Origin of the sequence: Bradyrhizobium sp. (assembly GCF_036009065.1) — a bacterium.
Taxonomy (GTDB): domain Bacteria; phylum Pseudomonadota; class Alphaproteobacteria; order Rhizobiales; family Xanthobacteraceae; genus Bradyrhizobium.
The window spans coordinates 67,306-90,018 of sequence record NZ_DASYMN010000025.1 but is presented as its reverse complement, the minus strand read 5'-3'; the positions used below and the strand labels follow the sequence as shown (position 1 = coordinate 90,018).

Sequence of the window (22,713 nt, the reverse complement as noted above, 5' to 3'; positions counted from 1 at the left end):
GCATTATCAGCGCACCGCGCAGGACTGGCTGGCCAATTTCGATGCGCATCGCGATGAGATCGACGACGTGCTGCGCCCGGTCTACGGCAGCGACACCAATTTGTGGATGCGCCGCTGGCGGTGGTTCTTCCTGGCGACCGCCGGATTGTTCGGCTACGCCGCCGGCAGCGAATGGGGGGTGAGCCATTACCGGATGCGGATGGGGTGAGGTGCTTTCGTGCCCCGGACGCAGTGCCATAAGCGCGTTTACGCGCGTCTTCGACGCGCTATGGCGTAGCACTTGCGAAGCGGTGCACTGCAGAGCCGGGGTCCCGGTTGCTAAGACTTTAACCGGGGTCCCGGTTCTGCGAAGCAGCATGAAGAACGCTGCATCGCGCCCGGGACACGTGGGACCAGCGCCCAACAATTCCGCTCTATGCTGTCTCGCTTAGCATCCAAACGGCGGTCTTTCATCAAAATGATTTTCATTTTCTTTTCCCTGCGCGCTCACGTGGATTCACGATCGTGTGAGCAGTCAAAAGCCCCGCCCTTTCAATGCGCTAGCCTCGTGTGGCATTGAGCCGCCGCACAAGTATGTTGCATTGCAACCGAAGTTACCTAACTTCCCCGTCATCAAAGATGTTGCGGTGTCGCGAAGCGAAGCTGCGAGCCTTACGGCTCGTCGAGCTTTGTTGCGTGTCCGCATCGCGTTGGGATTTTGAAAAACCGATGACACGATCACTCACACGGCTCGCATCCGCCGCGCTTCTGATGTGCGGGCTCGCGCCGTACCTCGGTGGATGCGAAGACCCGAATCTCGCGGTCGCGGCTACCACCCAAACTTCCGAACCCGAAGTCAGCATTGTCACCGTTGCGCCGCGGCCGCGCGCGGTCGTGCGCGAATTGCCGGGACGCATCGCGCCGACGCGGGTCGCCGATGTGCGGCCGCGGGTGTCCGGCATCGTGGTCGAGCGCAGCTTCAATCAGGGCAGCGAAGTCAAGGCCGGCGATCCACTGTATCGAATCGATCCGCGGCCGTTCGAGGTCGAGCTGCAGTCGAATGAAGCGGCGCTGGCGCGGGCCAATGCGGTGTACGACCAGGCGGCGCAGCAGGCGCGGCGTGTTGCGCTACTCACAAGCCAACGCGCCACAACCGAGGTGGAGAACGAAAAAGCCATCGCGGCGATGCGCCAGGCCGAAGCCGACGTGGCGGGGCGCAAGGCCGACGTCGCGCGCGCAAAACTCAATCTCGATTACGCCACCATTCGCGCGCCGATCGACGGCATCGTCGGTGCTGCGCTGGTCAGCGAGGGCGCGCTGGTGGTGCAGAACGATGCGACGAGTCTAGCGACCATCCAGCAGCTCGATCCGATCTATGCCGATTTCACGCAGTCGGTAGGCGAACTCAATCATCTGCGCCGCGCCTTCGAGGCCGGCGACCTCGACCGCATCGTGCCCGGTGCGGCAAAAGTCCGTCTCGTGCTCGACGACGGCACGCCCTATCCGCTCACCGGAAAACTGCTGTTCTCCGAAGCAAAGGTCGATGCCCACACCGGACAGGTGACGCTGCGCGGCGAGTTTCCCAATCCGAAGCGCGAATTGCTGCCGGGCATGTATGTCCGCGTGCTGATCGAGCAGGGCATCGACACCGACGCCATCGCGGTGCCGCAGCAGGCGATCCAGCGCAATGGCGGCGGCGGCAGCGAGGTGTTCGTCGTCAAGGACGACAATCACGTGGCGACGCAGGTGGTGCGCACCGGATCGGTGCAGGACGGCCAGTGGTTCGTGACCGAGGGCCTGAAGTCCGGCGACCGGGTGGTGGTGGAAGGTTTCCAGAAGTTCGCCGCCGGAGACAAGGTCAAGCCGCGGGCGTGGACCGAGGCCGATGCGTCCGCGGGCCCGATACCGGATCATCATCCGACCACGCAAGCGCACCGGTAGCGTCCGATGCCGAGCTTCTTCATCGACCGGCCCATCTTCGCCTGGGTCGTCGCGCTCTTCATTTGCCTGATCGGCGTCATCGCGATCCCGCGGCTGCCGGTGGCGCAATATCCGATCATCGCGCCGCCCTCAATCTCGGTCTCTACCAGCTATCCCGGCGCCTCGCCGGAAAACCTCTACAACAGCGTGACGCGGCTGATCGAGGAGGAACTGAACGGCGCCAATGGCATCCTCAATTTCGAATCCACCAGCGACGCGCTGGGCCAGGTCGACATCATCGCCAATTTCGTGCCGGGCACCGACACCGCTCTGGCCTCGGTGGAAGTGCAGAACCGCATCAAGCGCGTCGAAGCACGATTGCCGCGCGCGGTGATCCAGCAGGGCATCCTGGTCGAGGAAGCCTCCAGCGCCGTACTGCAGATCGTCACGCTGCGCTCCACCGACGGCAGCCTCGACGAGGTGGGCCTCGGCGACTTCATGATCCGCAACGTGCTGGGCGAAATCCGCCGCATTCCCGGCGTCGGCCGCGCCACGCTGTATTCCACCGAGCGTAGCTTACGGATCTGGATCGATCCGGCAAAACTGGTGGGCTATGGCCTGACCGCCGACGACGTCACCAAGGCGATATCGGCGCAGAATGCGCAGGTAGCCTCCGGCAGCGTCGGCGCCGAGCCGTCGACGCCGGACCAGAAGATATCCGCGCTGGTGCTGGTGAAGGGGCAGCTGAGTTCGCCGGACGAATTCGGCGCCATTACGCTGCGCGCCAATCCTGATGGTTCGACCGTGCGGCTGCGCGACGTCGCCCGCATCGAGATCGGCGGCATGAATTATCAGTTCACCACCCGCCTGAACGGCAAGCCGACTGCGGGCCTCTCGGTGCTGCTGTCGCCGACCGGCAATGCGCTGGCGACCGCCGGCGCGGTCGAAGCCAAGATGAAAGAACTGTCGAAATTCTTTCCCGCCAATATCGCCTATGACATTCCCTACAACATCACGCCGGTCGTAAAAGCCTCGATCGAAAAGGTGCTGTCGACGCTGGTCGAGGCGGTGATACTGGTGTTCATCGTGATGTTCCTGTTCCTGCAGAACATCCGCTACACCATCATCCCGACCATCGTGGTGCCGGTGGCGCTGCTCGGCACGTCAGCGGTGCTGCTGCTCGCGGGTTATTCGGTCAACATGCTGACCATGTTCGGCATGGTGCTGGCGGTCGGCATTCTCGTCGACGACGCCATCGTGGTGGTGGAGAACGTCGAGCGCATCATGGCCGAGGAGGGGCTGCCGCCGAAGGAAGCCACCCGCAAGGCGATGGCGCAGATCACCAGCGCCATCATCGGCATCACGCTGGTGCTGATGGCGGTGTTCGTGCCGATGGCGTTCTTCCCGGGCTCGGTCGGCATCATCTACCGGCAATTCTCGGTCACCATGGTCGCCGCCATCGGATTTTCCGCGCTGCTGGCGCTATCGCTGACGCCGGCGCTGTGCGCGACGCTGCTCAAACCGGTGACGGCGGGACACGGCCACGCGCGCAAGGGCGTGTTCGGATGGTTCAACCGCGGCCTCGATTTCGTGCGGGATCGCTATTCGGGCACGGTGGGCTGGTCGCTCAAGCGCACAGGGCGGCTGATGCTGATCTATGTGGCGCTTCTGTTCGGACTGACCTGGGCGTTCGCCCGTCTGCCCGGCGGCTTTCTCCCCGTCGACGACCAGGGTTTCATCACCACCGACGTGCAGACGCCTTCCGACTCGTCCTTCAACCGCACCGAAGCCGCGATCGAAAAGGTCGAAAAGTATCTGGCGCAGCGCGCCGGCATCGACAACGTCACCTTCCTCACTGGCTTCAGCTTTTTAGGCCAGGGCATCAACACCGCGCAGGCCTTCATTACGCTGAAGGATTGGTCGGAGCGCCCGCCGAAGGATTCCGCCGCCGCCATCGTCGCCGATATCAACAAGGACCTGTCCTCGATCCGCGATGCCAGGATCGCAGCACTGCAGCCGCCGCCGATCGACAATCTCGGCAATTCCTCCGGCTTCAGTTTTCGGCTGCAGGATCGCGGGCAGAAAGGTTATCCGGCGCTGGTGAGCGCCGCCGACCAACTGATCGCCAGCGCCAATGCCAGCCCGATCCTGCACAAGGTCTATGTCGAGGGGCTGCCGGCTGGTCCGCAGGTCAATCTGATGATCGACCGCGAAAAGGCCGGCGCGTTCGGCGTCACGTTCGAGGACATCAACACCACCATCTCGACCAATCTCGGCTCCAACTACATCAACGACTTTCCGAACCGCGGCCGCATGCAGCGCGTCATCGTGCAGGCCGACAGCGGCAAGCGAATGAACGCCGACGATATTTTGAACTACAACGTCAAGAACAGCCGCGGCCAGCTGGTGCCGTTCTCCGCCTTCGCGAGCGTCGACTGGTCGAGGGGACCGACCCAGATCGCCGGCTTCAATTTCTATCCGTCGGTGCGCATCAGCGGCGAGGCGCGGCCGGGCTATACCAGCGGTGACGCCATCGAGGAGATGGAGCGGCTCGCGAATCTTTTGCCGCGCGGTTTCGGCTACGAATGGACCGGGCAATCGCTGCAGGAGAAGCTGTCCGGCTCGCAGGCGCCGTTCCTGCTCGGCCTCTCCGCGCTGGTGGTGTTCCTGTGTCTCGCAGCACTCTATGAGAGCTGGACCATTCCGCTGGCGGTGCTGCTGACCGTGCCGCTCGGGATTCTTGGCGCGGTGCTGGCGGCGACATTCCGTGGATTGCCCAATGACGTCTATTTCACCGTCGGCCTGATCACCATCATTGGGCTCGCCGCGAAAGACGCCATCCTCATCATCGAATTCGCCAAGGATTTGCGCGCACAAGGCAAGCCGCTGATCGAGGCCACCCTGGAAGCCTGCGCCTTGCGCTTCCGTCCCATCCTGATGACCGGCCTCGCCTTCGTCTGCGGCGTGCTGCCAATGGTGATCGCCACCGGCGCCGGCGGCGCCAGCCAGCAGGCGCTCGGCTCAAGCGTGATGGGCGGCATGATCGCCGTGGTGGTGCTGGCGCTGCTGATGGTGCCGGTGTTCTTCGTCGCGGTGATGCGGTTTTTCGGGCGGGACGACGAGACGAAGGTGGAGAGTGCTGCTGCCGCGGAGCTGCATGGGCCGCCGGCGCCCGCGGAGTAACATCGACGACGGCAACAACATCACCACCGTCATCCTGAGGTGCTCACCGCCTAGCGGTGAGCCTCGAAGGATATGCCGCAAGAACGGTGGTTGAACATTCATCCTTCGAGGCTCGCAGGGGCTCGCACCTCAGGATGACGGCGGTCGGTGTGGCCGGCGAAAGCAACCGTCGTTCCCCGGATGCTGCACAGCGCGCCACTTCGCGGCGCGGTGCGCTGCCAAGCAGGGTCGTACAGAACGCAGCGCTTGGTACGGTCCCGGCTCTGCGGAGCGGCATGAAGAATGCCGCACCGCGTCCGGGACACGATGCTTGCCTGGCCCGGAACCCGATGCGACTCTTGTAATGACAATGACATTACGCCGTGTTAGTTTGGTGTATGGCTACGACACCGAACCGAACCGCCACACGTGACTCCCTCAACCTGCGCATCAAACCTGAATTGCGCGGATTGATTGATCGTGCTGCCCAGCTTGCCGGCAAGAACCGCACCGACTTCGTATTGGATGCTGCGCGCCGGGCCGCGGAGGATGCGCTGCTCGACCGCACGGCGTTCAGCGTCAACCCCAAGGCCTACGCCGAGTTTCTGAGGCGGCTTGACGCGCCGCCACAGCCGAATGAACGCCTGCGCCGCACCATGCAGGCCGCTGCGCCATGGGACCGCGGGTGAATCTGAGCGCGCCCGCGCTGCTGGCCGACCATCATCAACTCGAAACCTTCAATTCGGGCGTTCCCCCTCTGGACGAGTGGCTGCGGCGTCGGGCCCGGGCCAATCAGGTCAGCGGTGCTTCGCGCAGTTTTGTAATTTGTGCCGATGATATTGTCGTCGGGTACTATGCGCTAGCCTCCGGCGCCGTGAACGCAGCGGTGGCTCCCAGCCGATTCCGGAGAAACATGCCGGACCCGATACCCGTAGCGGTGCTCGGCCGCCTTGCCATCGATCAAAGCTGTCACGGGCAGGGCATCGGCCGGGCGCTGTTCCGCGACAGCGCCTTGCGCGTGATGCAGGCAGCCGAGGCGATCGGCATACGCGGCATGCTGGTCCACGCCATTTCGGACGAAGCCAAGGCGTTCTACCTTGCGCTCGGTCTTTCGGAATCGCCGCTTGAGCCGATGACGCTGATGGTCACGCTCGCGGATCTTCAGGCAACGCTGTAGGGCCACTCGTGCCCCGGACGCAGCGCAGCGCCTTGCGGTGCGCTGCAGAGCCGGGGCCCATGTTTCACGAGGACCGGTGCGCGTAATGGGTCCCGGCTCTGCGGAGCGGCATGAAGAATGCCGCACCGCGTCCGGGACACGATGCGTTGCGACCGGGCAGGCGCTCCGTCACGGCCATGCCGCATAGGATGCACCGTGTCGCATTTGCTCCAGTCGGGCGCGGCGCCGCCAGGCGCCGGGCGAAACCCCGCGGTGCTTGCGAAAGAAACGATTGAAATACCCCGGATCGCGAAATCCAAGCCCGTAACCGATCTGTTCGACCGGCAGATCGAGTTGCTGCAGGCGGGTGCAGGCTTCCTGGATCAGCCGCGCATGAACGACGGCGCGAGGGCTGAACCCCTTCTCGCGTTTGCAATGCGCGTGAAGCTTGTCGTCTGTCACACCCAGGGCGGTCGCGTACCGCGCGACGGGCCAGCCGTCCCGATAGTGCAGTTCGACCATCTGGAGGAAATTTCCGACCAGCCTTGGTCCATCTCCCCGCTCTGCGGCATCGTCGGAGGATTGGCCTGACAGCACCGAACGCCACAGATGCAGGCAGAGCAGCAGCACGTGCGATGACATCATCGTCGTCGTGCCTCGGCCGGGAGAATGCACTTCGCACACCAGCGTGTCGCAGCAATGGACGACGGCGCCGAAGGTCGCCTCGACCTGTCCCGCCCTCAGGAGCACCAGCCGGTCGATGGTGCGGCGCAGATGAAGGGCCTCGGCGCTGCCCGCGACGGTCCTGGTGAGAAAATCTTCGGAAACCGCGACCAGATATCCCTGTGCGCCGGCCTCGACCTGCAGATCGCCTTCCAGATCGGCGGGCAGCCACAGCAGCGCCGGCGCCTCGAATTCGATCCTCGTGCCGCGCAACGCAACGCTTCCTCGTCTGGTCTCGGTCACCAGCAGGTGCGCGCGACGAGGTCCACGTTGACGGATAATCCAGTCGGCCGGCGCGAGGCCGGCAGAAAACCGCTCGGCGTGGAGCGCGGCGACGGGCTTCTCCGCAAAGGTTTCCAGCCCCGAACCCAGCTGCATGTCCCCACCACCCGAGACAATCGGTCGCCCCTTTTCAAGGCATCTTTGACGGCAAGATACAATCAATCCCCGAATACGTCCAATACGCTGCGGGAAACGCGCGCATAGGCTCTGCGCAGTCGAACGCCGCTCAAGGCGATGGACGCGAAAGTCTCTGGGAGGAGAACATGGTGTCATCCGTCACCCGTTTCGCAGCGGGTCTGCTCGCCGTCACCGGTGCTGCCATTTTTGCGGCGGACACGCCCGCACTGGCGCAGAGTTCAGTCAAGATCGGCTACGCGCTCTCGCGCACCGGCCCCAATGCCGGCGGCGCCGCGGTGACCACGCTGCCAAACTACGAAATGTGGGTCAAGGAAGTGAATGCCGCCGGCGGCCTGAAGCTTGGCGACAAGCGCGTGCCGATCGAGGTCGTGCAATATGATGATCGCTCAAGCGCGGAGGAAGCGGCGCGTGCGCTGGAACGGTTGATCACCCAGGACAAAGTCGATTTCATCCTGCCGCCCTGGGGCACCGGCCTCAACCTTGCGGTCGGGCCGATTCTCAACAAAGCCGGCTATCCGCATCTTGCAGCCACGGCCGTGACCGACCGCGCGCCTGAACTGGCGAAGCGCTGGCCCAACAGTTTCTGGCTGCTCGGCACCAGCGCGGGCGCTGCGAACACCCTCGTCGATCTCCTGGTCAAGCTGCGGGGCGAAGGCAAGATCGGCGACACCGTCGCGATGGTCAGCGTCGCCGACGGTTTTGGCATCGATCTGTCGGGCGCGGCGCGTCCGGCGCTGGCCAAGGCCAATTTCAAGCTCGCCTATGACAAGACCTATCCGGTCGGGACCCAGGATCTCAGCCCGATCGTCAACGAGGTGAAGGCGCTCAATCCGGATGTCTTCATCGCCTTCAGCTATCCGCCGGACACGCTCGGGATTACCGAGCAGGCACGGATCGCAAGCTTCAACCCGAAGATTTTCTACACCGGCGTCGGCACCGCATTCCCGTTGTTCAAACAGAAGTTCGGTCCGAATGCCGAGGGCGTGATGGGGATCGGCGGCTGGAGCGGCGACAGCGCACCGATCAAGGATTACCTCGCGCGTCACAAGGCCGCATCGCCGAACGGCGCCGAGCCGGATCGCTGGGCCAGTGCCGTGACCTATGCGAGCCTGCAGATGCTGCAACAGGCGATCGAGCGCGTCGGCAAGCCCGACCGTGAGGCCGTCATCAAGGACCTGCAGACCGCAACGTTCGACACCGTGATCGGCAAGGTCAAGTTCGAGAACAACCTGCCGACCAGATACTGGTGGGTCGGGCAATGGCAGGACGGCGAGTTCTACGGCGTCGGACCGGCCACCAACGAAGGCGCGCGCGCCCCGATTATCCCGAAACCGGCATGGAAGGCGCCGTGATTGCCAACTAGAGCACCTCTCCCCGCAGGGGAGAGGTCGCCGCGCATCGTCAGATGTGCGGCGGGTGAGGGGCCTCTCCGCGAGTCCGAGTGCGTGGAGATACCCCTCACCGAAGCCTCGCTGGCGCTCCGGCTTCGACCTCTCCCCTCCGGGGAGAGGTGAGAAGGAGCCGCTTCAACCTGACTTCGTCATGCATTGGTCACACCGGCGATGAGTAAATGACGAACGCTGTCCTCACCGGCCTGATGCTCGGGGGCATGTACGCGCTGATCGCCATGGGGCTGACCCTTCAATATGGCGTGGCGCGGATCATGAACCTGTCCTACGGCGAGTTTCTCGTCGCGGCGGCCTTTGCCTCCTGGTGGCTGTTCACCGGATGGGCATTGAACCCGCTGGTAGGCCTCGCGTTCGTCATTCCTGCCGGTTTCGGCGTGAGCATGGTTCTCTACCGCGTCCTGCTCACGCCGCTGGTGCGCCGGGCGCGGTCGCGCGACGCGCTCGAAGTCGACAGCATCCTGGCGACGTTCGGCATGATGTTCATCGTTCAGGGCATCATGCTTTCGATATTCGGGGGCGCCTATTTCAGTTACTCGTTTCTCGCGATACCGGTCAGCCTGTTCGGGGAAATTCTCGCATTGAACCGGCTGATCGCTTTCGGCCTTGCGGTGGCGGTGGGGCTTGCACTTTATCTGGCCCTGACCCGTACCCGGCTTGGCACTTCGATACGCGCCGTTGCGGTCGATCCCGCGGCCGCGCAACTGGTTGCGATCGATGTCGTCCGTACGTCCGCGTTTGCGTTCGCGCTTGGCGGCGCGCTGGTGGCGGCGGCGGGCGTCCTGATCAGCATGTTCCTGACGTTCAGCGCGTCCTCGGGCGTGATCTTCACCATGAAGGCCCTGATCGTGGTCGTGATGGGCGGCGTCGGCAACCTTTTCGGTTGTCTCGTCGCGGGATTGGCGTTGGGCCTGAGCGAATCGCTGGTTGCAACCTTCGTCGATCCCGGGCTGACGCTCGCGGTGAATTTTGCACTGTTTCTCGGTGTCCTGCTGGTCAAGCCGGCGGGTCTGCTCGGGAGCGCGCAGCGATGATCCGGATGCGCGTTGCCGCCGTGCTTGCGGCCTGCGCCGGTCTCGCCGTGCTGGCGCTGCTTCCGGTTTACGCCGATGCCTATCATCTCGCGCTCGCGATCGGCCTGCTGCAATTCACCGTGCTTGCGACGGCATGGGGTCTGTTCTCCGGGCCGACGCGCTATGTATCGCTGGCGACGACGGCATTTTTCGGGGTGGGCGCGTACACCGTGGCGGTGCTCGGCGAACTTCTTGCCTGGCCGCTGGTGCTGCTTATCGCCAGCGCGATCGGGGCGGTGATGGCGGTGATCGTGGGAATTTCCACGTTGCGGCTCAGCGGCCTGCACTTTGTGATCTTCACCTTTGGCCTCGCCGAACTCGTTCGCCAATTGGTGATCTGGTACGAGGTCAACAAGACGCGCGTGCTCGGCCGTTACGTGTTCGTGGATATTACCCAGAGCGATATCTACTGGCAGCTTCTCGCACTCGCAGCCGCAGTGTTCTTGATCGGCTGGATGATCGCCCGCTCACGCCTCGGATTTGCGCTGCGTATCATCGGCGAGGACGAAACCGTCGCAAAACATTGCGGGATCAATGTCACCATCGCCAAGGTCGCGCTGTTTGCGATCAGCGCCGTCTTCATGACGCTGGTCGGCGCGGTCATGGCGCCACGCTGGACCTATATCGAGCCATCGATTGCATTCAACGCCACAATTTCTTTCGAGGTTGTGATCATGGCGCTGCTTGGCGGCGCGCACCGGCTCTGGGGTCCGGCGCTCGGAGCGATCCCGCTTACGTTGCTGTTCGAGGTCCTGGCGGCACGGTTTCCGACCGCATCGACGCTGATCATGGGCGTTGTCTTTCTGCTGATCGTATATGCCTTGCCCTCCGGCGTCGTAGGTCTGTGGGACGATTTTGCGCGGCGCGCACCTGCTCCTGAGGCCAAGGCATGATGCCCGCAGCCTCAACCGTCCTCGAGATCAGGGGCCTGGTCCGGGCATTTGGCGGCCTTGTCGCCGTCAACGCGCTGGATCTGACTGTTCGGTCCGGCGAGATCGTCGGGCTGCTGGGTCCGAACGGATCGGGCAAGACAACGGCGCTCAATCTCGTCTCCGGCGTGCTCCGTCCGGATTCCGGAGTGATCCGTTTCGCAGGGTTGGATATTGCGGGGATGGCGACGCACCGCATTGCGCGTCTCGGTTTGGGGCGGACCTTTCAACTCGTACGCGTGCTTGACGGCATGAATTGTGCCGAAAACGTCAGGGCCGGCCTCGCCTTTCATTCCGCACCGCTGACGCGCGGCGATATGCAAGCTGCCGCAATGGCGCTGCTGGAGCGGGTCGGATTGAAGGGGTACGACCGGCGATCCGCGAGCGAACTGACATACATTGACCGAAAGCGGCTCGAGCTGGCGCGTGCGCTCGCTCTGAGGCCGCGTCTTCTTCTGCTCGATGAATGGCTGGCCGGACTCAATCCTTCCGAGTTGCTGATCGGGATCGCGCTGATCCGCTCATTGAAGGACCAAGGGTTGTCGATCCTGCTGGTCGAACACGTGATGGACGCAATCCGCTCGCTTTGCGATTCCTGCGTGGTCATGAACGGGGGCCGGAAGATCGCCGAGGGGACGCCGGAGACCGTGCTGTCCGATCCTGCCGTCATCGAAGCCTATCTGGGAGCGCCGCTGGATGCTTGAGGTCTCGGATGTCAGCGTCACCTATGGCCAGCATCGCGCGCTGACGGACGCGGCGCTCACCGTGGGCCGTGGAGAAATTGTCGTCATCCTAGGCGCCAATGGTGCGGGCAAGACCTCTTTGCTGAAAGCGATCGCCGGTATCGTGGGCTGCCTTCCCGGCAAAAGCGCAAAACTGTCCGGACGCGATATCTCCGAACTGCCGGCGCACGAGATTGTCGAAGCCGGCCTTGTCTTGGTGCCGGAAGGCCGCGGCATCTTCGCCGACCTCACGGTCAAGGAAAACCTGTTGCTGGGCGCCAATCCGAAGCGCGCCCGGGACGGCGAGGCGGCGCGGCGGGGCAGGGTGCTGGCGCTGTTTCCTCGCCTCGGCGAAAGGCTCGGACAGACCGTGCGGACCATGAGCGGAGGCGAGCAGCAGATGGTCGCCATCGGCCGCGCCCTGATGTCGAATCCGGATATCCTCCTGCTGGACGAGCCTTCGCTCGGTCTGTCTCCGTTGCTGGTGCGCGAATTGTTCGCGGCACTTCGGAAAGTGCGCGAGGGCGGCGTCGGCCTGCTGCTGGTCGAGCAAAATGCCCGCGAAGGCCTCGCCATCGCCGATCGCGGCTATCTCATCGAAAACGGCGGAATCGTCGGGAGCGGCACGGCAACCGCATTGATGTCCGACAACGCCGTGCGGCGCGCCTATCTCGGCGGCATCGTTGCGAAGGCTATTTGAAATGCACAAAGCAATTCCGAAAACACGGAGGAACACGCCATGAACCAGATCAGCCTGCTGCTTGAGAACCGGGACGTTCAAGCTGTCGACGGCATAACGTTCGATCGCCTCAATCCCATCACGGGCGATGTGGCCACCCGCGCTTCCGCGGCGCAGATCGCCGATGCCAGGCGCGCAGCGGATGCAGCGGCGGCGGCGTTTCCCGGATGGTCGTCGACCGGGCCGGGCCTGCGCCGGAAGATATTGCTCAAGGCCGCCGACCAACTCGAGGCGAAAGCCGCGCAATTCGTCGAGCTGATGGCGACCGAAACCGGCGCCACCGCCGGCTGGGCCGGATTCAACGTCGGCCTAGCGGCGGGAATGTTGCGGGAAGCCGCGGCAATGACCACGCAGATTTCCGGCGAAATCATTCCATCCGACAAGCCGGGCTGCATCGCCATGGCGGTCCGGCAGCCGGCGGGCGTCGTGCTCAGCATCGCGCCGTGGAACGCTCCGGTGATTCTCGGCGTCCGCGCCGTGGCGCTGCCGCTCGCATGCGGCAATACCGTGGTCCTGAAGGCCTCGGAGATCTGCCCGGGTACGCACCGCCTGATTGCCGAATGTTTGCGGGATGCGGGACTGCCGCCCGGCGTCGTCAACGTCATCACCAACGCCCCGGAAGACGCGCCGGCGCTGATCGAGGCATTGATTTCGCATCCCGCGGTGCGGCGTATCAATTTCACAGGCTCGACCCGCGTCGGCCGCATCATCGCGCAGATTGCGGCAAAGTATCTCAAACCGGCATTGCTTGAACTCGGCGGCAAGGCGCCGCTGATCGTCCTTGACGACGCCGACCTCGATGCCGCAGTCGCCGCCGCGGCCTTCGGCGCATTCATGAATCAGGGACAGATATGCATGTCCACCGAACGGATCGTGCTCGATCACAAGGTGGCCGACGCATTCGTTGCGAAGCTCGCAATCAAGGCAGGCTCGATGGTGGCCGGCGACCCGCGCAAAGGGAGCGCGCCACTCGGATCCCTGATCGGGTCCGATGCCGTCGATCGCATCCAGGGGCTGATCAGGGACGCAGTAGGCAAGGGCGCGCGGATCGTAACCGGCGGCCGGTCGGAGGGCACGCTGATGTCGGCCACGGTACTCGATCACGTCACCTCGGCGATGCGGATCTATACCGAGGAATCGTTCGGTCCGGTCGTGGGTATCGTGCGCGTCGACGGCGTGGACGAGGCCGTCCGCGTCGCGAACGACACCGAATATGGATTGTCGGCGGCGGTGTTCGGCCGTGATATCGCGCGCGCGATGGACGTTGCGAGAAGGATCGAGTCCGGCATTTGCCACATCAACGGGCCGACCCTGCACGACGAAGCGCAGATGCCGTTCGGCGGCGTCAAGGCGTCCGGCTACGGGCGCTTCGGCGGCAAGGCCGGCATTGCCGAATTTACCGAGCTACGATGGATCACCATCGAGACCGGGCCGCAGCACTACCCGATTTGACTTCAGCCAGGTCGCTTCCCAGCTTCATGGCGACAGCCTCCGATGCTGCTTGCCGGCATATATCCTGCAGTGCGTCCGGTACGCGAGACTCAATCCAGCCCTTTTCGCTCCGACGACCAGGGGAAATTGATATACTGCTCGCGCGTGTCATAGCAGATGTTCCCGTACATCTTAAGATACGAAGCGCGGCGCGCTGCGTCGCGCCAGACCGCGGCGGGGTCGGCGAGATCCGCTTCATACGCCGCGATGTTATCCTGTGTGAGCGATTTCGGAAGAATGTCCATCGCCTGCGGAATGGTCTTTCCCTCCAGCCAGTCGGCAGCATGCTGGCCCATCGCATAACCGAACACCGGGGATGCAAGGCTGATGCTAGCCTTGTAGGGACCGCCGCGTTTGATCTCTGCGATCGCCTCCGGCTCGCCATCAATGCCGCCGAGAAATTGGTCGGGCCGCGCTTTGCCGGCCTCGCGCAACGCGATCAGCGCGCCGAGCACCACGGTGTCCGCACCAAGCACCACATCGACGCTGGGGTTGGCGAGCAGGATGGTTCGCATCATCGCCGCGCCGCCTTCCTCGTTCACCGTCAAAGGCGAGATGTCGGCGACGATGGTCACCCCGGGAATGTCTTTCAAGGCGTCGCGCATCGCAGTGAAGCGCGGCGCGAGGAACTGCAAACTATCATGAGTCAGCAGCACAACCTTCGCCCTGCCGCCGAGACGGTTGCGGATATAGGAGGCGGCGGTGTCGCCGAGCACCTTGCCGGTCAGGTATTGCGGGGCATTGAGCAGCGAGGTTGCCGGCGGCGGCACTACGGCGCCGACATAGGCGCCTGACCAGATCACGCGCTGCAAATGCGGGGCGAGCGACGGCGGATCGACGGGAGAGGCCACCACGGCGCCAAGCTTGGAACGGCCGAACGCCTGGACCTGTTCGATCATTTTTGAGGGGCTGTTATCGGCAACGGCAACACGATAGTCGAGTTGCCGGTCTTTGGCCGCCATTGTCAGTCCGTATGCGACGCCCTTCATGAATTGCCGCTGATTGTCTTGAGCGAAGGCGAGCACGCGCTGCAGCCCCGGCGGCGGCGTGCACGCCGGAGCATTCGGATTGAAGAGCGGAAGCAGCACCGGCTTCGTCAGGCCAGGGGGCCCTTCCTGTGCAGACGACGGACCGACCGCTGCACAACAGCCAGCCAGGAAGACCAGTCTCGCGGCAAGCCACATCGATCGCGTTGTACGAGAAATCATTCCGCCCCCGACGGACCCCCGTCATTCGAGGCTCAATCTATTATCAGGACCGAGGCGGAAGCCAGTCTGAAACCTAGGCCGCGATCGGAAAAACCAGCCGCGCGCCGGTTCCCGGATTGCGCGCATCATAGTAAATTTCCGCGCCGATGCTTTTTGCCATCGCGCCCACGAGCCGGGTTCCAAGCCCAGTGCCCTTTGCCTGCTCGTTGCTGCGGCCGACGCCGTCATCCTCGACCGAGAGTTCGCCGCGGCCGCCAGGCAGGCGCTTGAGGTCGACGCGGATTTCGCCCTTGCGGTCCGGATAGGCATATTTGACCGCATTGGTGACCCATTCGGCGACGATGACGCCGAGATTGATGCTGGCGTCGGTGCCGAGTTGCAGCGATTCGAGCTGATATCGCAGCAGCGCGCCCAGCCCATCGCCCCGCATCGAGGTTTGCAGATGGTCGAGCAGCCCGGCGAGATACTCATCCAGTGCGACGACGCGGGCATCGCCCGATGTGTATAGGCGCTTGTGCACCATCGAGATCGCATGGATGCGCGCCTCGGTCTCGTCCAGCGCGATTTTGGCGGCGGGGTCTTTCACCGCGTTGGACTGCAGCTTTACCAGCGAGGCAACCAGCATCAGGCTGTTGGCGACGCGGTGGTTGACTTCGGCCAGCAGCGTTTCGGCGCGATCCCGCGCCTGGCCGAGAGCGGCGGTACGCTCGTTGACCCGCGCCTCAAGGCTGACATTGAGGTTGCGGACGTCGTCGCGGGCCTGAGCGATCTCGCGGGCGTAGCGGCCGAAGGTGATCGTGACGCCGCCAACGACAAGGACGATGGCGATAGCGCCGAGGATCGACACCCAGCGCAACCGTGTCGCGTTGTCGCGCTGCTCCGTCACTCCCTTGGTCAGACGCTCGTCGGTCGCGCGTATGATGCTGGAAAGGAATACGTTGGCCTCATCCATCAGCGCCTTGCCGCGATTGCTACGGAACACGGCCGCCGCCTCTGCGTCCTGTAGGTCGCGTTTCAAAAGGTTGGTTTTGTCCATCTCGGCGAATTTTTCGGCGATGACGACAGCCAGCCGGCGCAGCACGGCCTCGGTGTCCTGTCGCGGCGCCAGCAGCCGCTTCAGCCGGTCGAGTTGTCGGTCGGCCGTGGCCTTGGCGTTATCGTACGGCGCCAGATAGATCTCATTGCCGCCGATCAAGTAACCCCGCTGGCTGGACTCCGCGCTCTGCACGGCGCTGCGCAATTCGACCGCGGCGGTCTGAGTGTCGCGCGCCTCGGCGGCGTCGTTGGAATAGATGCGGGCCTGCTCGCCGAGCCAGATCGTCATTCCCACAATACCGAGCAGGGTCAGAAATCCGACCGCGAGCAGGATGATAGTCGACTGGACGACGTAACGGACGGAAATGGGCATGGTGGCGGCGGCTCACGAATTCGAACGCGTTCGCACCGGCGCAGGCGCAAACGCAACGGATCGACGCTAGCCGGTTTACGGAGAGATTTACCAGCATTTCGGTAGTGGAACTCTATTGCGCCAGGGCGCAGGCCGGTAGCCGGCGGAGCGCAGCGATACCCGGGCCTTCGTTCGTTCGCGCGGTTTTCCGGCTGTCGCTGCGCTCATCCGGGCTACGGCTTCGGCGCTCCCAGCGGCTTGAGAATCTTCACCAGCTCCGCATGCACATGCTCATTGCCGCACACCACGTTGCCGGTCTTGAGCGCATCGTCGTCGCCCGCAACGCCGCTGACGATGCCGCCGGCTTCGCGGACGATGATGGTGCCGGCCGCCATGTCCCAAGGTTGCAGGTTGCGCTCCCAGTAGCCGTCGAAGCGGCCGGCGGCGATGAAGGCCATGTCGAGCGCGGCGGAGCCGAAGCGGCGCAGGCCCGCGACGCGCGGCTGCAGCTCGGTCATCTCCTCGCGTGACAAAGCGTGGTCGCCGCGGCCGATATGCGGCAGGCCGCAGGCGATCACGCATTCATTGAGCCGGCGGCGGCCGGCGACGCGCAGCCGCTGGTCGTTGAGGAAGGCGCCCTTGCCGCGCTCGGCGAGGTAGAGGTCGTCATTGGCCGGATTGTAGATCAGCCCGGCGATCATGGTGCCCTCGCGCTGCAGGCCGATCGAAATCGCGAAATGCGGAATGCCATGCAGAAAATTGGTGGTGCCGTCGAGCGGATCGACAATCCAGGTATGGCTCTTGTCGGCGCCTTCGCGGGCACCGCCTTCCTCGCCGATAAAGCCGTAACCCGGCCGCGCCTTGCTCAAGTCGTCATAGAGCATTTCCTCGGAGCGCTTGTCCGCCAAGGTGACGAAATTGGCCGGACCCTTCAGCGACACCTGAAGCTGCTCGACCTCGCCGAGATCGCGCTTCAGGCTGCGCCCGGCGCGGCGCGCGGCCTTGACCATGACGTTGATGAGGGCTGAATGCAGCATGATCTCGGCTTGTTGTTGAACTCGGTGTTGCAGCGCTAACATCGTCGTCCCCGCGAAGGCGGGGACCCATACGCCGTGTCGCTTCAATTGAAACGACGACGGGCCACGCTCGCGCCAGAATCACAAGCGCCAGGGGTTATGGGTCCCCGCCTTCGCGGGGACGACGGGGAAGGGGTGCCCTGCGGAAGCTGCGCCGTCAAGGCGGATCATTTGGTCCCTAACCATTTGCGCGCGGCGGCTTCGGCCTTGGCGCGATCCTCCGGGCTTGCCTGCGCCAGCGCCTCGTCGAGCTTGAGGTCGCCCTTGCCCGCGGTTTTCGCAACGATGTGCCATTTCAGGCCTTCGATCCTGTCCTCCGGCGCCTCCGGCCGGGCCACCAGTACGCCCGCCAGACGGTTCTGCGCGATCGGGCTGTTTTGCCTGGCCGCCTTGCGCAGCAGCGCCACCGCCGCGGCCTCGTTCTTCGGCGTGCCAGTGCCGTTATAGAGCGCGATGGCGTATTCGACTTCCGCGTCCACATTGTCGGCGAGCGAGGCCGCCTGCAGCAAGCGCACCGCCTTCTCGATGTCCTTGGGAACGCCGGTGCCCTCCTTGTAGAAGGTGGCGAGCGCATATTGCGCTTCCGGGTTACCGGCATCGGCAGAGATGCGCAGCAGTTCGGCGGCGCGCTTTAAGTCCTGCGGCAGCGTCTGTCCATCGAGATAGAGCAGCGCCAGATTATAGGCCGCCTTGGGGCTGCCGAGTTTTGCCGAGGATGCCAGCAATTTCACGCCTTCCTCGCGATTGACCGGGCCGCCGCGTCCGCTGATGCGCATCATCGCCAGCGCGAACATCGCCTCGCGGTCGCCGAGGTCGGCGGCGCGCTTGTACCACTCGGCCGCCCTGGCGTAATCGCGCTTGATACCGAGCCCGCCGGAATAGAGCTCGCCGAGCATCGCCATCGCCTTCGGATCGCCGTTGCCGGCGCGGCTGGTCGCCAGATCGAACGCGGTCTTGTATTGCCCGCGCTGATAGGCGCCGAACACGACGTCGGCATTGGGATCGTCGGCGGGTGCGGTGGACGCGGACGGCGGTTGTGGCGTCGCGGCGGGGACGGGCTTCTTGGCCGCCGGCTTTATGATTTTCGTCTTGGCCGGTTTGGCAGCCTTGCTCGCGGCCGGTACAGGCGCTCCGGGCGGCGGCAACAGTTGAACTTGCGCCACGGCCGGCAGGCTCAGGCAAATCACAATCGATATCGGACGCAGGATGTTCATTCCGGCGTCATCCCTGTGCGGCCTGCGCTTTTCCGGTCATGGCGGCGTGACTCTGCCTGATCGCCTGCCCGGCGTCCATTAGTGCGGCGGCGGCCCCACGCGGATCGGCCCAGATGAAATCGCCGACCAGCACGAAATCGGCGCCGACAGCCGCAAATTCGCCGGCTTCGGTAATCGTCGCCGCATAGCCGACACAGGGCGGCTCGAACAGCTCGGCCCACCATTGCAGCCGCTCGGCGACCGCGTCCGCCGATGGCCGCTGCCCGCGTCCATCCGGCTCGCCGAACAACACGTAATCGGCGCCGGCTTCGCCCGCGGCCATTGAATCGTGGCGGGTGATAAGCCCGCCGACGCCGGCGATGCGGTCGGGTTTTAACGTCGGCAGCGCCTCCTGCATCGCCTCGATTCCGGTCAGGTGCGCGCCATCTGCGCCGGAGCGGGCCACCAGTTCGGCATTGCCTTCGATCAGCAACGCCGCGCCGCCGTTCTGCACCGCCGGCGCCAGCGCCTTGATGCGCGAGATCATGCTGCGCGGATCGGCTGGCTTCAGCCGCAGCAGCACCGCCGCGATATCGGCGCCGGCAAGCAACGCCGGCAGACTTGCGATCAGCGGCATCGGGTCGTCCACGATCGGCGTCGCGAGGTAGAGTCGCGGCACCGGGCGTGGCGGCGCGGATTTTGTGGCCAAGCTCAGGCCGCCTTTTTCTTTTCCAGATCGGCTTTCCACTCGCCCTTGCTGGCCAGCGAATTCATCTGCGCGCGATGAGTAAAAGCCTGCTGGCCGGCGGCGGTGTTCTCGGTCTTGCCCGACCACGCCTTCTGCGGGGCCGCCTGCAGCGCCCGGCCATAGGAGAAGGTCAGCTTCCACGGCAGTCCGCCGATCCGGTTCATGGCGTCGAGATGGGCGGTCGCCTCCTCGTCGGACTGGCCGCCCGACAGAAATGCGATGCCCGGCACCGCGGGGGGCACGCAGCCCTTGAGCAGGCGGACGGTCTTCTCCGCGACCTCCTCCACGGAGGCGCGGTTTTGCGCCTTCTTGCCCGAGATCGCCATGTTGGGTTTGAGGATCATGCCTTCCAGCGCGACCTTCTGGTAATAGAGCTCCTGAAACGTTTCCTTCAGGACGAATTCAGTCACCTCGAAGCATTGGTCGATGCCGTGGTCGCCGTCCATCAGCACTTCGGGCTCGACGATCGGCACGATCTCTGCCTGCTGGCACAGCGCCGCGTAGCGCGCCAGTGCATGGGCGTTGGTGTGGACCGCGGCGTAGCTCGGAATGCCCTTGCCGATGTCGATCACCGCGCGCCATTTTGCAAACCGCGCGCCCTGCTCGTAATATTTCTTCAGCCGCTCAGCGAGCTTGTCGAGGCCGACCGTGATCAGCTCGCCGGGGCAATTCGGCAGCGGCTGCGTGCCCTCATCGACCTTGATGCCGGGGATGGCGCCCGCCTGCTCGATCAGTTTTACCAGCGGCGTGCCGTCTTTTGCTTTTTGCCAGATGGTTTCGTCGTAGAGAATGACGCCGGAGATGTATTTCGACATCGCCTCCCTGGAGCGGAACAGCATCTCGCGATAGTCGCGGCGATTGTCCTCGGTGGATTCCACCTTGATCGCGTCGAACCGCTTCTTGATGGTGCCGGACGATTCATCGGCGGCAAGAATGCCCTTGCCGGGCGCAACCATGGCGTTGGCGATTCTGTTGAGTTCGGCGAGATTCATGGTGGGTTCCTTCGGCGATAGTTTCTTAAGGTTCGAAAGAGACGGTTCTCAGGCAAAGCTCAGGTAGAGGGCAAGGGCGCGATGGACGGCATTCATATCGTCGTCGTCCAGTCTCCCGAAGACGACACCGACTTTTGACAGTGGTAACGTGCTGCATTTGTCGGCCATGACTTGGGAATGGGCCTGCAGACCGTTACTGGCAGTCGGGGACACGGTTACGCGAAATACTTGCTTGGGAAGAATCTCACCGGTCAATGGCAGGAAGGTGATCGATTCCATTTTCTCGAAAGCATCAGACTGAACGACTACTGCGGGGCGGGGCTTTCCATAGGCGCCGGGGAGCACCACCGTGACCAGATCGCCTCGTTTCATTTCCAGCCTTCAATTTCGACGTTCGAAAGCTCCTCAAGAATTATCTTTTCTTCGGCGCTGTTATTGATGATCTCGATCGCGCGCGCGACTTCTTCCTTGAATCCCGGCGCGTTGACGTCCGGAACCCAGATCGTGACCGGCTTCAGTCCGGCCGCCTTCATCTTTTCGCGGTGCTTGCGCACCCGCTTTGCGCCATCGGTCATGGCAGCCTCCATTTGTTACATGTAACATATTGGAGGTAGGCCGCCTGTTCAAGACCTCACGCCACCTTCGGCGCCAGTTCCCCTGCGGCATAACGCTTCGCCATTTCGGCGGTTGTCAGCACCTTCTTGATCTTGCCGGCCTGGCCGGCGGTATTGAATTCCTCCAGGCGCTGCTTGCACAGCTTTGCCATCGCTTCCATCGCGGGTTTTAAGTATTTGCGCGGATCGAATTCGCTGGGGTCCTCGCTCAGCACTTTCCTGATCTGCCCGGTCATCGCCATGCGGTTGTCGGTGTCGATGTTGATCTTGCGCACGCCGTTCTTGATGCCGCGCTGAATTTCGCTGACCGGCACGCCCCAGGTCGGCTTCATCTTGCCGCCATAGGTGTTGATGATCTCCTGCAGATCCTGCGGCACCGAGGAGGAGCCATGCATCACCAGATGCGTGTTCGGCAGCTTGCGGTGGATTTCCTCGATCACGTTCATGGCGAGGATGTCGCCGTCCGGCTTGCGGGAGAATTTGTAGGCGCCGTGCGAGGTGCCCATCGCGATCGCCAGCGCATCGACCTGGGTCTCCTTGACGAATTTTACGGCCTCATCGGGGTTGGTCAGCAGCTGGTCGTGGGAGAGCTTGCCCTCGGCGCCGTGGCCGTCTTCCTTGTCGCCCATGCCGGTCTCGAGCGAGCCCAGCACGCCGAGTTCGCCCTCCACCGAAATGCCGCCGAGATGCGCCATGTCGGCGACCTTCTTGGTGACGCCGACATTGTAGTCCCAGTCCGCCGCCGTCTTGCCGTCAGCCTTCAGCGAACCGTCCATCATCACCGACGTAAAACCTGCCTGGATCGCGGTCATGCAGGTGTCCGGGCCGTTGCCGTGATCGAGATGCACGCAAACCGGAATCTGCGGATAGATCTCCGTCACCGCATCCATCATATGCCGCAGCATGATGTCATTGGCATAGGAGCGCGCGCCGCGCGAGGCCTGGATAATGACCGGCGCATCGAGCTTCGAGGCGGCGTCCATGATCGCCAGCGCCTGCTCCATATTGTTGATGTTGAAGGCCGGCACGCCATAACCGTTTTCCGCCGCATGATCGAGCAGTTGGCGCAGCGTTATGCGGGGCATGGCTCAAGTTCCTTTGAAATCAGAGGCGGGGTGGGAAATGCTGCACCGCTCATAACGCGGCGCGTCCTGAAATCCAAGGCTATGAATTGCGCAGTTTCGCGCGCCAACAAAACGTGATCTTCGCGACCGGTGGGTCAGCTTTTGGGGGTTTCCAGCGCCGATACGCGCTCTTCAACAGCACCGACGCGCTGGTTGAAGTGGCTGACGGTCGCTCGCATGATCACCATCATGGCGGCCGCGTCATGCCGATGTTTGCGACTGGTTTGCTCGAGCTGATCCAGCCGTCCCTCGACGGAGGCTCGAAACGACGAGATATCCTCGCGGATCGCAATCAGAATGTCGGTCGTTATGCTGGTCGGTCCATCCGGCATTGCGGCCCTCAGCTTTTGTACTTTTCCAGCGCAGCTACACGTTCCACTACCTCGTTCACGCGCTCGTCGAAATCGCTGACGGTTGCTCGTATAATGATCATCATCGCAGCCCAGTCGCGCCGCTGCTTGCGGATAAGACCTTCCATTCGCTCGTGCTGAACTTCGTTGCCACGCTTAAAGTCCCCAACCTCTGATCGGAGTGCACTGATGCTGTCCTGAATCTTGATCAGGATTTGCAGCACGGCATTGGTCGGTTCATCAGCCATGATGAGAACATAACATAAACGATAAGTTGCAACAACCGACTCATGGTTGCAAA

The 22,713-nt window shown here is 63.6% G+C and carries 22 protein-coding genes and 1 pseudogene; 11 read left to right on the top strand and 12 right to left on the bottom strand.

Annotated features, from left to right (window positions below; all coding sequences use genetic code 11):
* From VGP39_RS01865 to VGP39_RS01845, 5 genes and pseudogenes are all read left to right on the top strand, one after another.
* Nucleotides 1-208: pseudogene (locus VGP39_RS01865) on the top strand (class I SAM-dependent methyltransferase); the annotation flags it as partial.
* A 500-nt stretch (nucleotides 209-708) separates the two neighbouring features.
* Nucleotides 709-1,920 (top strand): efflux RND transporter periplasmic adaptor subunit, encoded by a 1,212-nt coding sequence (locus VGP39_RS01860; protein WP_327566405.1) that lies wholly within the window; start codon nucleotides 709-711, stop codon nucleotides 1,918-1,920.
* A 6-nt stretch (nucleotides 1,921-1,926) separates the two neighbouring features.
* Nucleotides 1,927-5,082 (top strand): efflux RND transporter permease subunit, encoded by a 3,156-nt coding sequence (locus VGP39_RS01855; RefSeq protein WP_327566404.1) that lies wholly within the window; start codon nucleotides 1,927-1,929, stop codon nucleotides 5,080-5,082.
* 377 nt (nucleotides 5,083-5,459) lie between these two features.
* Entirely contained in the window at nucleotides 5,460-5,750 is a 291-nt protein-coding gene (locus VGP39_RS01850; protein WP_327566403.1) for a DUF1778 domain-containing protein, read from the top strand.
* The gene (locus VGP39_RS01845) at nucleotides 5,747-6,238 is read left to right on the top strand and encodes a GNAT family N-acetyltransferase (protein WP_327566402.1); all 492 of its coding nucleotides are present in this window, start codon (nucleotides 5,747-5,749) and stop codon (nucleotides 6,236-6,238) included. Before VGP39_RS01850 ends, VGP39_RS01845 begins: the two co-directional genes overlap by 4 nt.
* Nucleotides 6,239-6,406: 168 nt before the next feature.
* On the opposite strand, the gene VGP39_RS01840 is transcribed toward VGP39_RS01845, so the two are convergent.
* Complete coding sequence (locus tag VGP39_RS01840) at nucleotides 6,407-7,318, bottom strand: AraC family transcriptional regulator (protein WP_327566401.1); 912 nt, start codon at nucleotides 7,316-7,318, stop codon at nucleotides 6,407-6,409.
* 167 nt (nucleotides 7,319-7,485) lie between these two features.
* Here VGP39_RS01840 and VGP39_RS01835 point away from each other — a divergent pair, with 167 nt between their 5' ends.
* The 6 genes from VGP39_RS01835 (at nucleotide 7,486) to VGP39_RS01810 (ending at nucleotide 13,681) form a co-directional block, all read left to right on the top strand.
* On the top strand, nucleotides 7,486-8,712 hold the full coding sequence (locus VGP39_RS01835; protein WP_327566400.1) for an amino acid ABC transporter substrate-binding protein: 1,227 nt from the start codon (nucleotides 7,486-7,488) through the stop codon (nucleotides 8,710-8,712).
* Between the two features lie 218 nt (nucleotides 8,713-8,930).
* On the top strand, nucleotides 8,931-9,800 hold the full coding sequence (locus VGP39_RS01830; RefSeq protein ID WP_327566399.1) for a branched-chain amino acid ABC transporter permease: 870 nt from the start codon (nucleotides 8,931-8,933) through the stop codon (nucleotides 9,798-9,800).
* Entirely contained in the window at nucleotides 9,797-10,732 is a 936-nt protein-coding gene (locus tag VGP39_RS01825; protein ID WP_327566398.1) for a branched-chain amino acid ABC transporter permease, read from the top strand. The genes VGP39_RS01830 and VGP39_RS01825 overlap by 4 nt, the downstream gene beginning before the upstream one ends.
* Entirely contained in the window at nucleotides 10,732-11,472 is a 741-nt protein-coding gene (locus VGP39_RS01820) for an ABC transporter ATP-binding protein (protein ID WP_327566397.1), read from the top strand. Before VGP39_RS01825 ends, VGP39_RS01820 begins: the two co-directional genes overlap by 1 nt.
* Complete coding sequence (locus tag VGP39_RS01815) at nucleotides 11,465-12,190, top strand: ABC transporter ATP-binding protein (RefSeq protein ID WP_327566396.1); 726 nt, start codon at nucleotides 11,465-11,467, stop codon at nucleotides 12,188-12,190. Before VGP39_RS01820 ends, VGP39_RS01815 begins: the two co-directional genes overlap by 8 nt.
* Before the next feature lie 39 nt (nucleotides 12,191-12,229).
* Nucleotides 12,230-13,681, top strand: coding sequence for an aldehyde dehydrogenase (locus tag VGP39_RS01810; RefSeq protein WP_327566395.1), 1,452 nt, complete (start codon nucleotides 12,230-12,232; stop codon nucleotides 13,679-13,681).
* Between the two features lie 89 nt (nucleotides 13,682-13,770).
* Here the strand turns inward: VGP39_RS01810 and VGP39_RS01805 are convergent, their stop codons facing one another.
* From VGP39_RS01805 to VGP39_RS01755, 11 genes are all read right to left on the bottom strand, one after another.
* Nucleotides 13,771-14,808: a sugar ABC transporter substrate-binding protein gene (locus VGP39_RS01805; protein WP_327566394.1), complete on the bottom strand. Its 1,038-nt coding sequence runs from the start codon at nucleotides 14,806-14,808 to the stop codon at nucleotides 13,771-13,773.
* Between the two features lie 193 nt (nucleotides 14,809-15,001).
* The gene (locus tag VGP39_RS01800) at nucleotides 15,002-16,336 is read right to left on the bottom strand and encodes a sensor histidine kinase (RefSeq protein WP_327566393.1); all 1,335 of its coding nucleotides are present in this window, start codon (nucleotides 16,334-16,336) and stop codon (nucleotides 15,002-15,004) included.
* A 212-nt stretch (nucleotides 16,337-16,548) separates the two neighbouring features.
* On the bottom strand, nucleotides 16,549-17,352 hold the full coding sequence (locus VGP39_RS01795) for an inositol monophosphatase family protein (RefSeq protein ID WP_327566392.1): 804 nt from the start codon (nucleotides 17,350-17,352) through the stop codon (nucleotides 16,549-16,551).
* 206 nt (nucleotides 17,353-17,558) lie between these two features.
* Entirely contained in the window at nucleotides 17,559-18,605 is a 1,047-nt protein-coding gene (locus VGP39_RS01790; RefSeq protein ID WP_327566391.1) for a tetratricopeptide repeat protein, read from the bottom strand.
* Between the two features lie 7 nt (nucleotides 18,606-18,612).
* Nucleotides 18,613-19,293 carry a thiamine phosphate synthase gene (locus VGP39_RS01785; protein ID WP_327566390.1) on the bottom strand — a complete coding sequence of 227 codons (681 nt, stop codon included), beginning with the start codon at nucleotides 19,291-19,293 and terminating at the stop codon, nucleotides 18,613-18,615.
* A gap of 2 nt (nucleotides 19,294-19,295) precedes the next feature.
* A complete protein-coding gene (locus tag VGP39_RS01780; protein ID WP_327566389.1) occupies nucleotides 19,296-20,324 on the bottom strand; it encodes a class I fructose-bisphosphate aldolase in 1,029 nt (342 codons plus the stop codon).
* Between the two features lie 48 nt (nucleotides 20,325-20,372).
* Nucleotides 20,373-20,696, bottom strand: a complete 324-nt coding sequence (locus VGP39_RS01775; RefSeq protein WP_327566388.1) for a type II toxin-antitoxin system PemK/MazF family toxin — start codon at nucleotides 20,694-20,696, stop codon at nucleotides 20,373-20,375.
* Entirely contained in the window at nucleotides 20,693-20,899 is a 207-nt protein-coding gene (locus VGP39_RS01770; RefSeq protein WP_327566387.1) for an antitoxin MazE family protein, read from the bottom strand. The genes VGP39_RS01775 and VGP39_RS01770 overlap by 4 nt, the downstream gene beginning before the upstream one ends.
* A 56-nt stretch (nucleotides 20,900-20,955) precedes the next feature.
* Entirely contained in the window at nucleotides 20,956-22,023 is a 1,068-nt protein-coding gene (fba, locus tag VGP39_RS01765) for a class II fructose-bisphosphate aldolase (RefSeq protein ID WP_327566386.1), read from the bottom strand.
* A 134-nt stretch (nucleotides 22,024-22,157) separates the two neighbouring features.
* Nucleotides 22,158-22,394, bottom strand: a complete 237-nt coding sequence (locus tag VGP39_RS01760) for a hypothetical protein (RefSeq protein ID WP_327566385.1) — start codon at nucleotides 22,392-22,394, stop codon at nucleotides 22,158-22,160.
* An 8-nt stretch (nucleotides 22,395-22,402) separates the two neighbouring features.
* On the bottom strand, nucleotides 22,403-22,660 hold the full coding sequence (locus VGP39_RS01755) for a hypothetical protein (RefSeq protein WP_327566384.1): 258 nt from the start codon (nucleotides 22,658-22,660) through the stop codon (nucleotides 22,403-22,405).
* Between the last annotated feature and the right edge of the window lie 53 nt (nucleotides 22,661-22,713).

Excerpts from the sequence above, each read along its gene's own strand:
- VGP39_RS01860 (WP_327566405.1), top strand. The coding sequence starts at position 709 with ATGACACGATCACTCACACGGCTCGCATCCGCCGCGCTTCTGATGTGC.
- VGP39_RS01855 (WP_327566404.1), top strand. The coding sequence starts at position 1,927 with ATGCCGAGCTTCTTCATCGACCGGCCCATCTTCGCCTGGGTCGTCGCG.
- VGP39_RS01850 (WP_327566403.1), top strand. The coding sequence starts at position 5,460 with ATGGCTACGACACCGAACCGAACCGCCACACGTGACTCCCTCAACCTG.
- VGP39_RS01840 (WP_327566401.1), bottom strand. The coding sequence starts at position 7,318 with ATGCAGCTGGGTTCGGGGCTGGAAACCTTTGCGGAGAAGCCCGTCGCC.
- VGP39_RS01835 (WP_327566400.1), top strand. The coding sequence starts at position 7,486 with ATGGTGTCATCCGTCACCCGTTTCGCAGCGGGTCTGCTCGCCGTCACC.
- VGP39_RS01830 (WP_327566399.1), top strand. The coding sequence starts at position 8,931 with ATGACGAACGCTGTCCTCACCGGCCTGATGCTCGGGGGCATGTACGCG.
- VGP39_RS01825 (WP_327566398.1), top strand. The coding sequence starts at position 9,797 with ATGATCCGGATGCGCGTTGCCGCCGTGCTTGCGGCCTGCGCCGGTCTC.
- VGP39_RS01820 (WP_327566397.1), top strand. The coding sequence starts at position 10,732 with ATGCCCGCAGCCTCAACCGTCCTCGAGATCAGGGGCCTGGTCCGGGCA.
- VGP39_RS01815 (WP_327566396.1), top strand. The coding sequence starts at position 11,465 with ATGCTTGAGGTCTCGGATGTCAGCGTCACCTATGGCCAGCATCGCGCG.
- VGP39_RS01810 (WP_327566395.1), top strand. The coding sequence starts at position 12,230 with ATGAACCAGATCAGCCTGCTGCTTGAGAACCGGGACGTTCAAGCTGTC.
- VGP39_RS01800 (WP_327566393.1), bottom strand. The coding sequence starts at position 16,336 with ATGCCCATTTCCGTCCGTTACGTCGTCCAGTCGACTATCATCCTGCTC.
- VGP39_RS01795 (WP_327566392.1), bottom strand. The coding sequence starts at position 17,352 with ATGCTGCATTCAGCCCTCATCAACGTCATGGTCAAGGCCGCGCGCCGC.
- VGP39_RS01790 (WP_327566391.1), bottom strand. The coding sequence starts at position 18,605 with ATGAACATCCTGCGTCCGATATCGATTGTGATTTGCCTGAGCCTGCCG.
- VGP39_RS01780 (WP_327566389.1), bottom strand. The coding sequence starts at position 20,324 with ATGAATCTCGCCGAACTCAACAGAATCGCCAACGCCATGGTTGCGCCC.
- VGP39_RS01775 (WP_327566388.1), bottom strand. The coding sequence starts at position 20,696 with ATGAAACGAGGCGATCTGGTCACGGTGGTGCTCCCCGGCGCCTATGGA.
- VGP39_RS01770 (WP_327566387.1), bottom strand. The coding sequence starts at position 20,899 with ATGACCGATGGCGCAAAGCGGGTGCGCAAGCACCGCGAAAAGATGAAG.
- fba (WP_327566386.1), bottom strand. The coding sequence starts at position 22,023 with ATGCCCCGCATAACGCTGCGCCAACTGCTCGATCATGCGGCGGAAAAC.
- VGP39_RS01760 (WP_327566385.1), bottom strand. The coding sequence starts at position 22,394 with ATGCCGGATGGACCGACCAGCATAACGACCGACATTCTGATTGCGATC.
- VGP39_RS01755 (WP_327566384.1), bottom strand. The coding sequence starts at position 22,660 with ATGGCTGATGAACCGACCAATGCCGTGCTGCAAATCCTGATCAAGATT.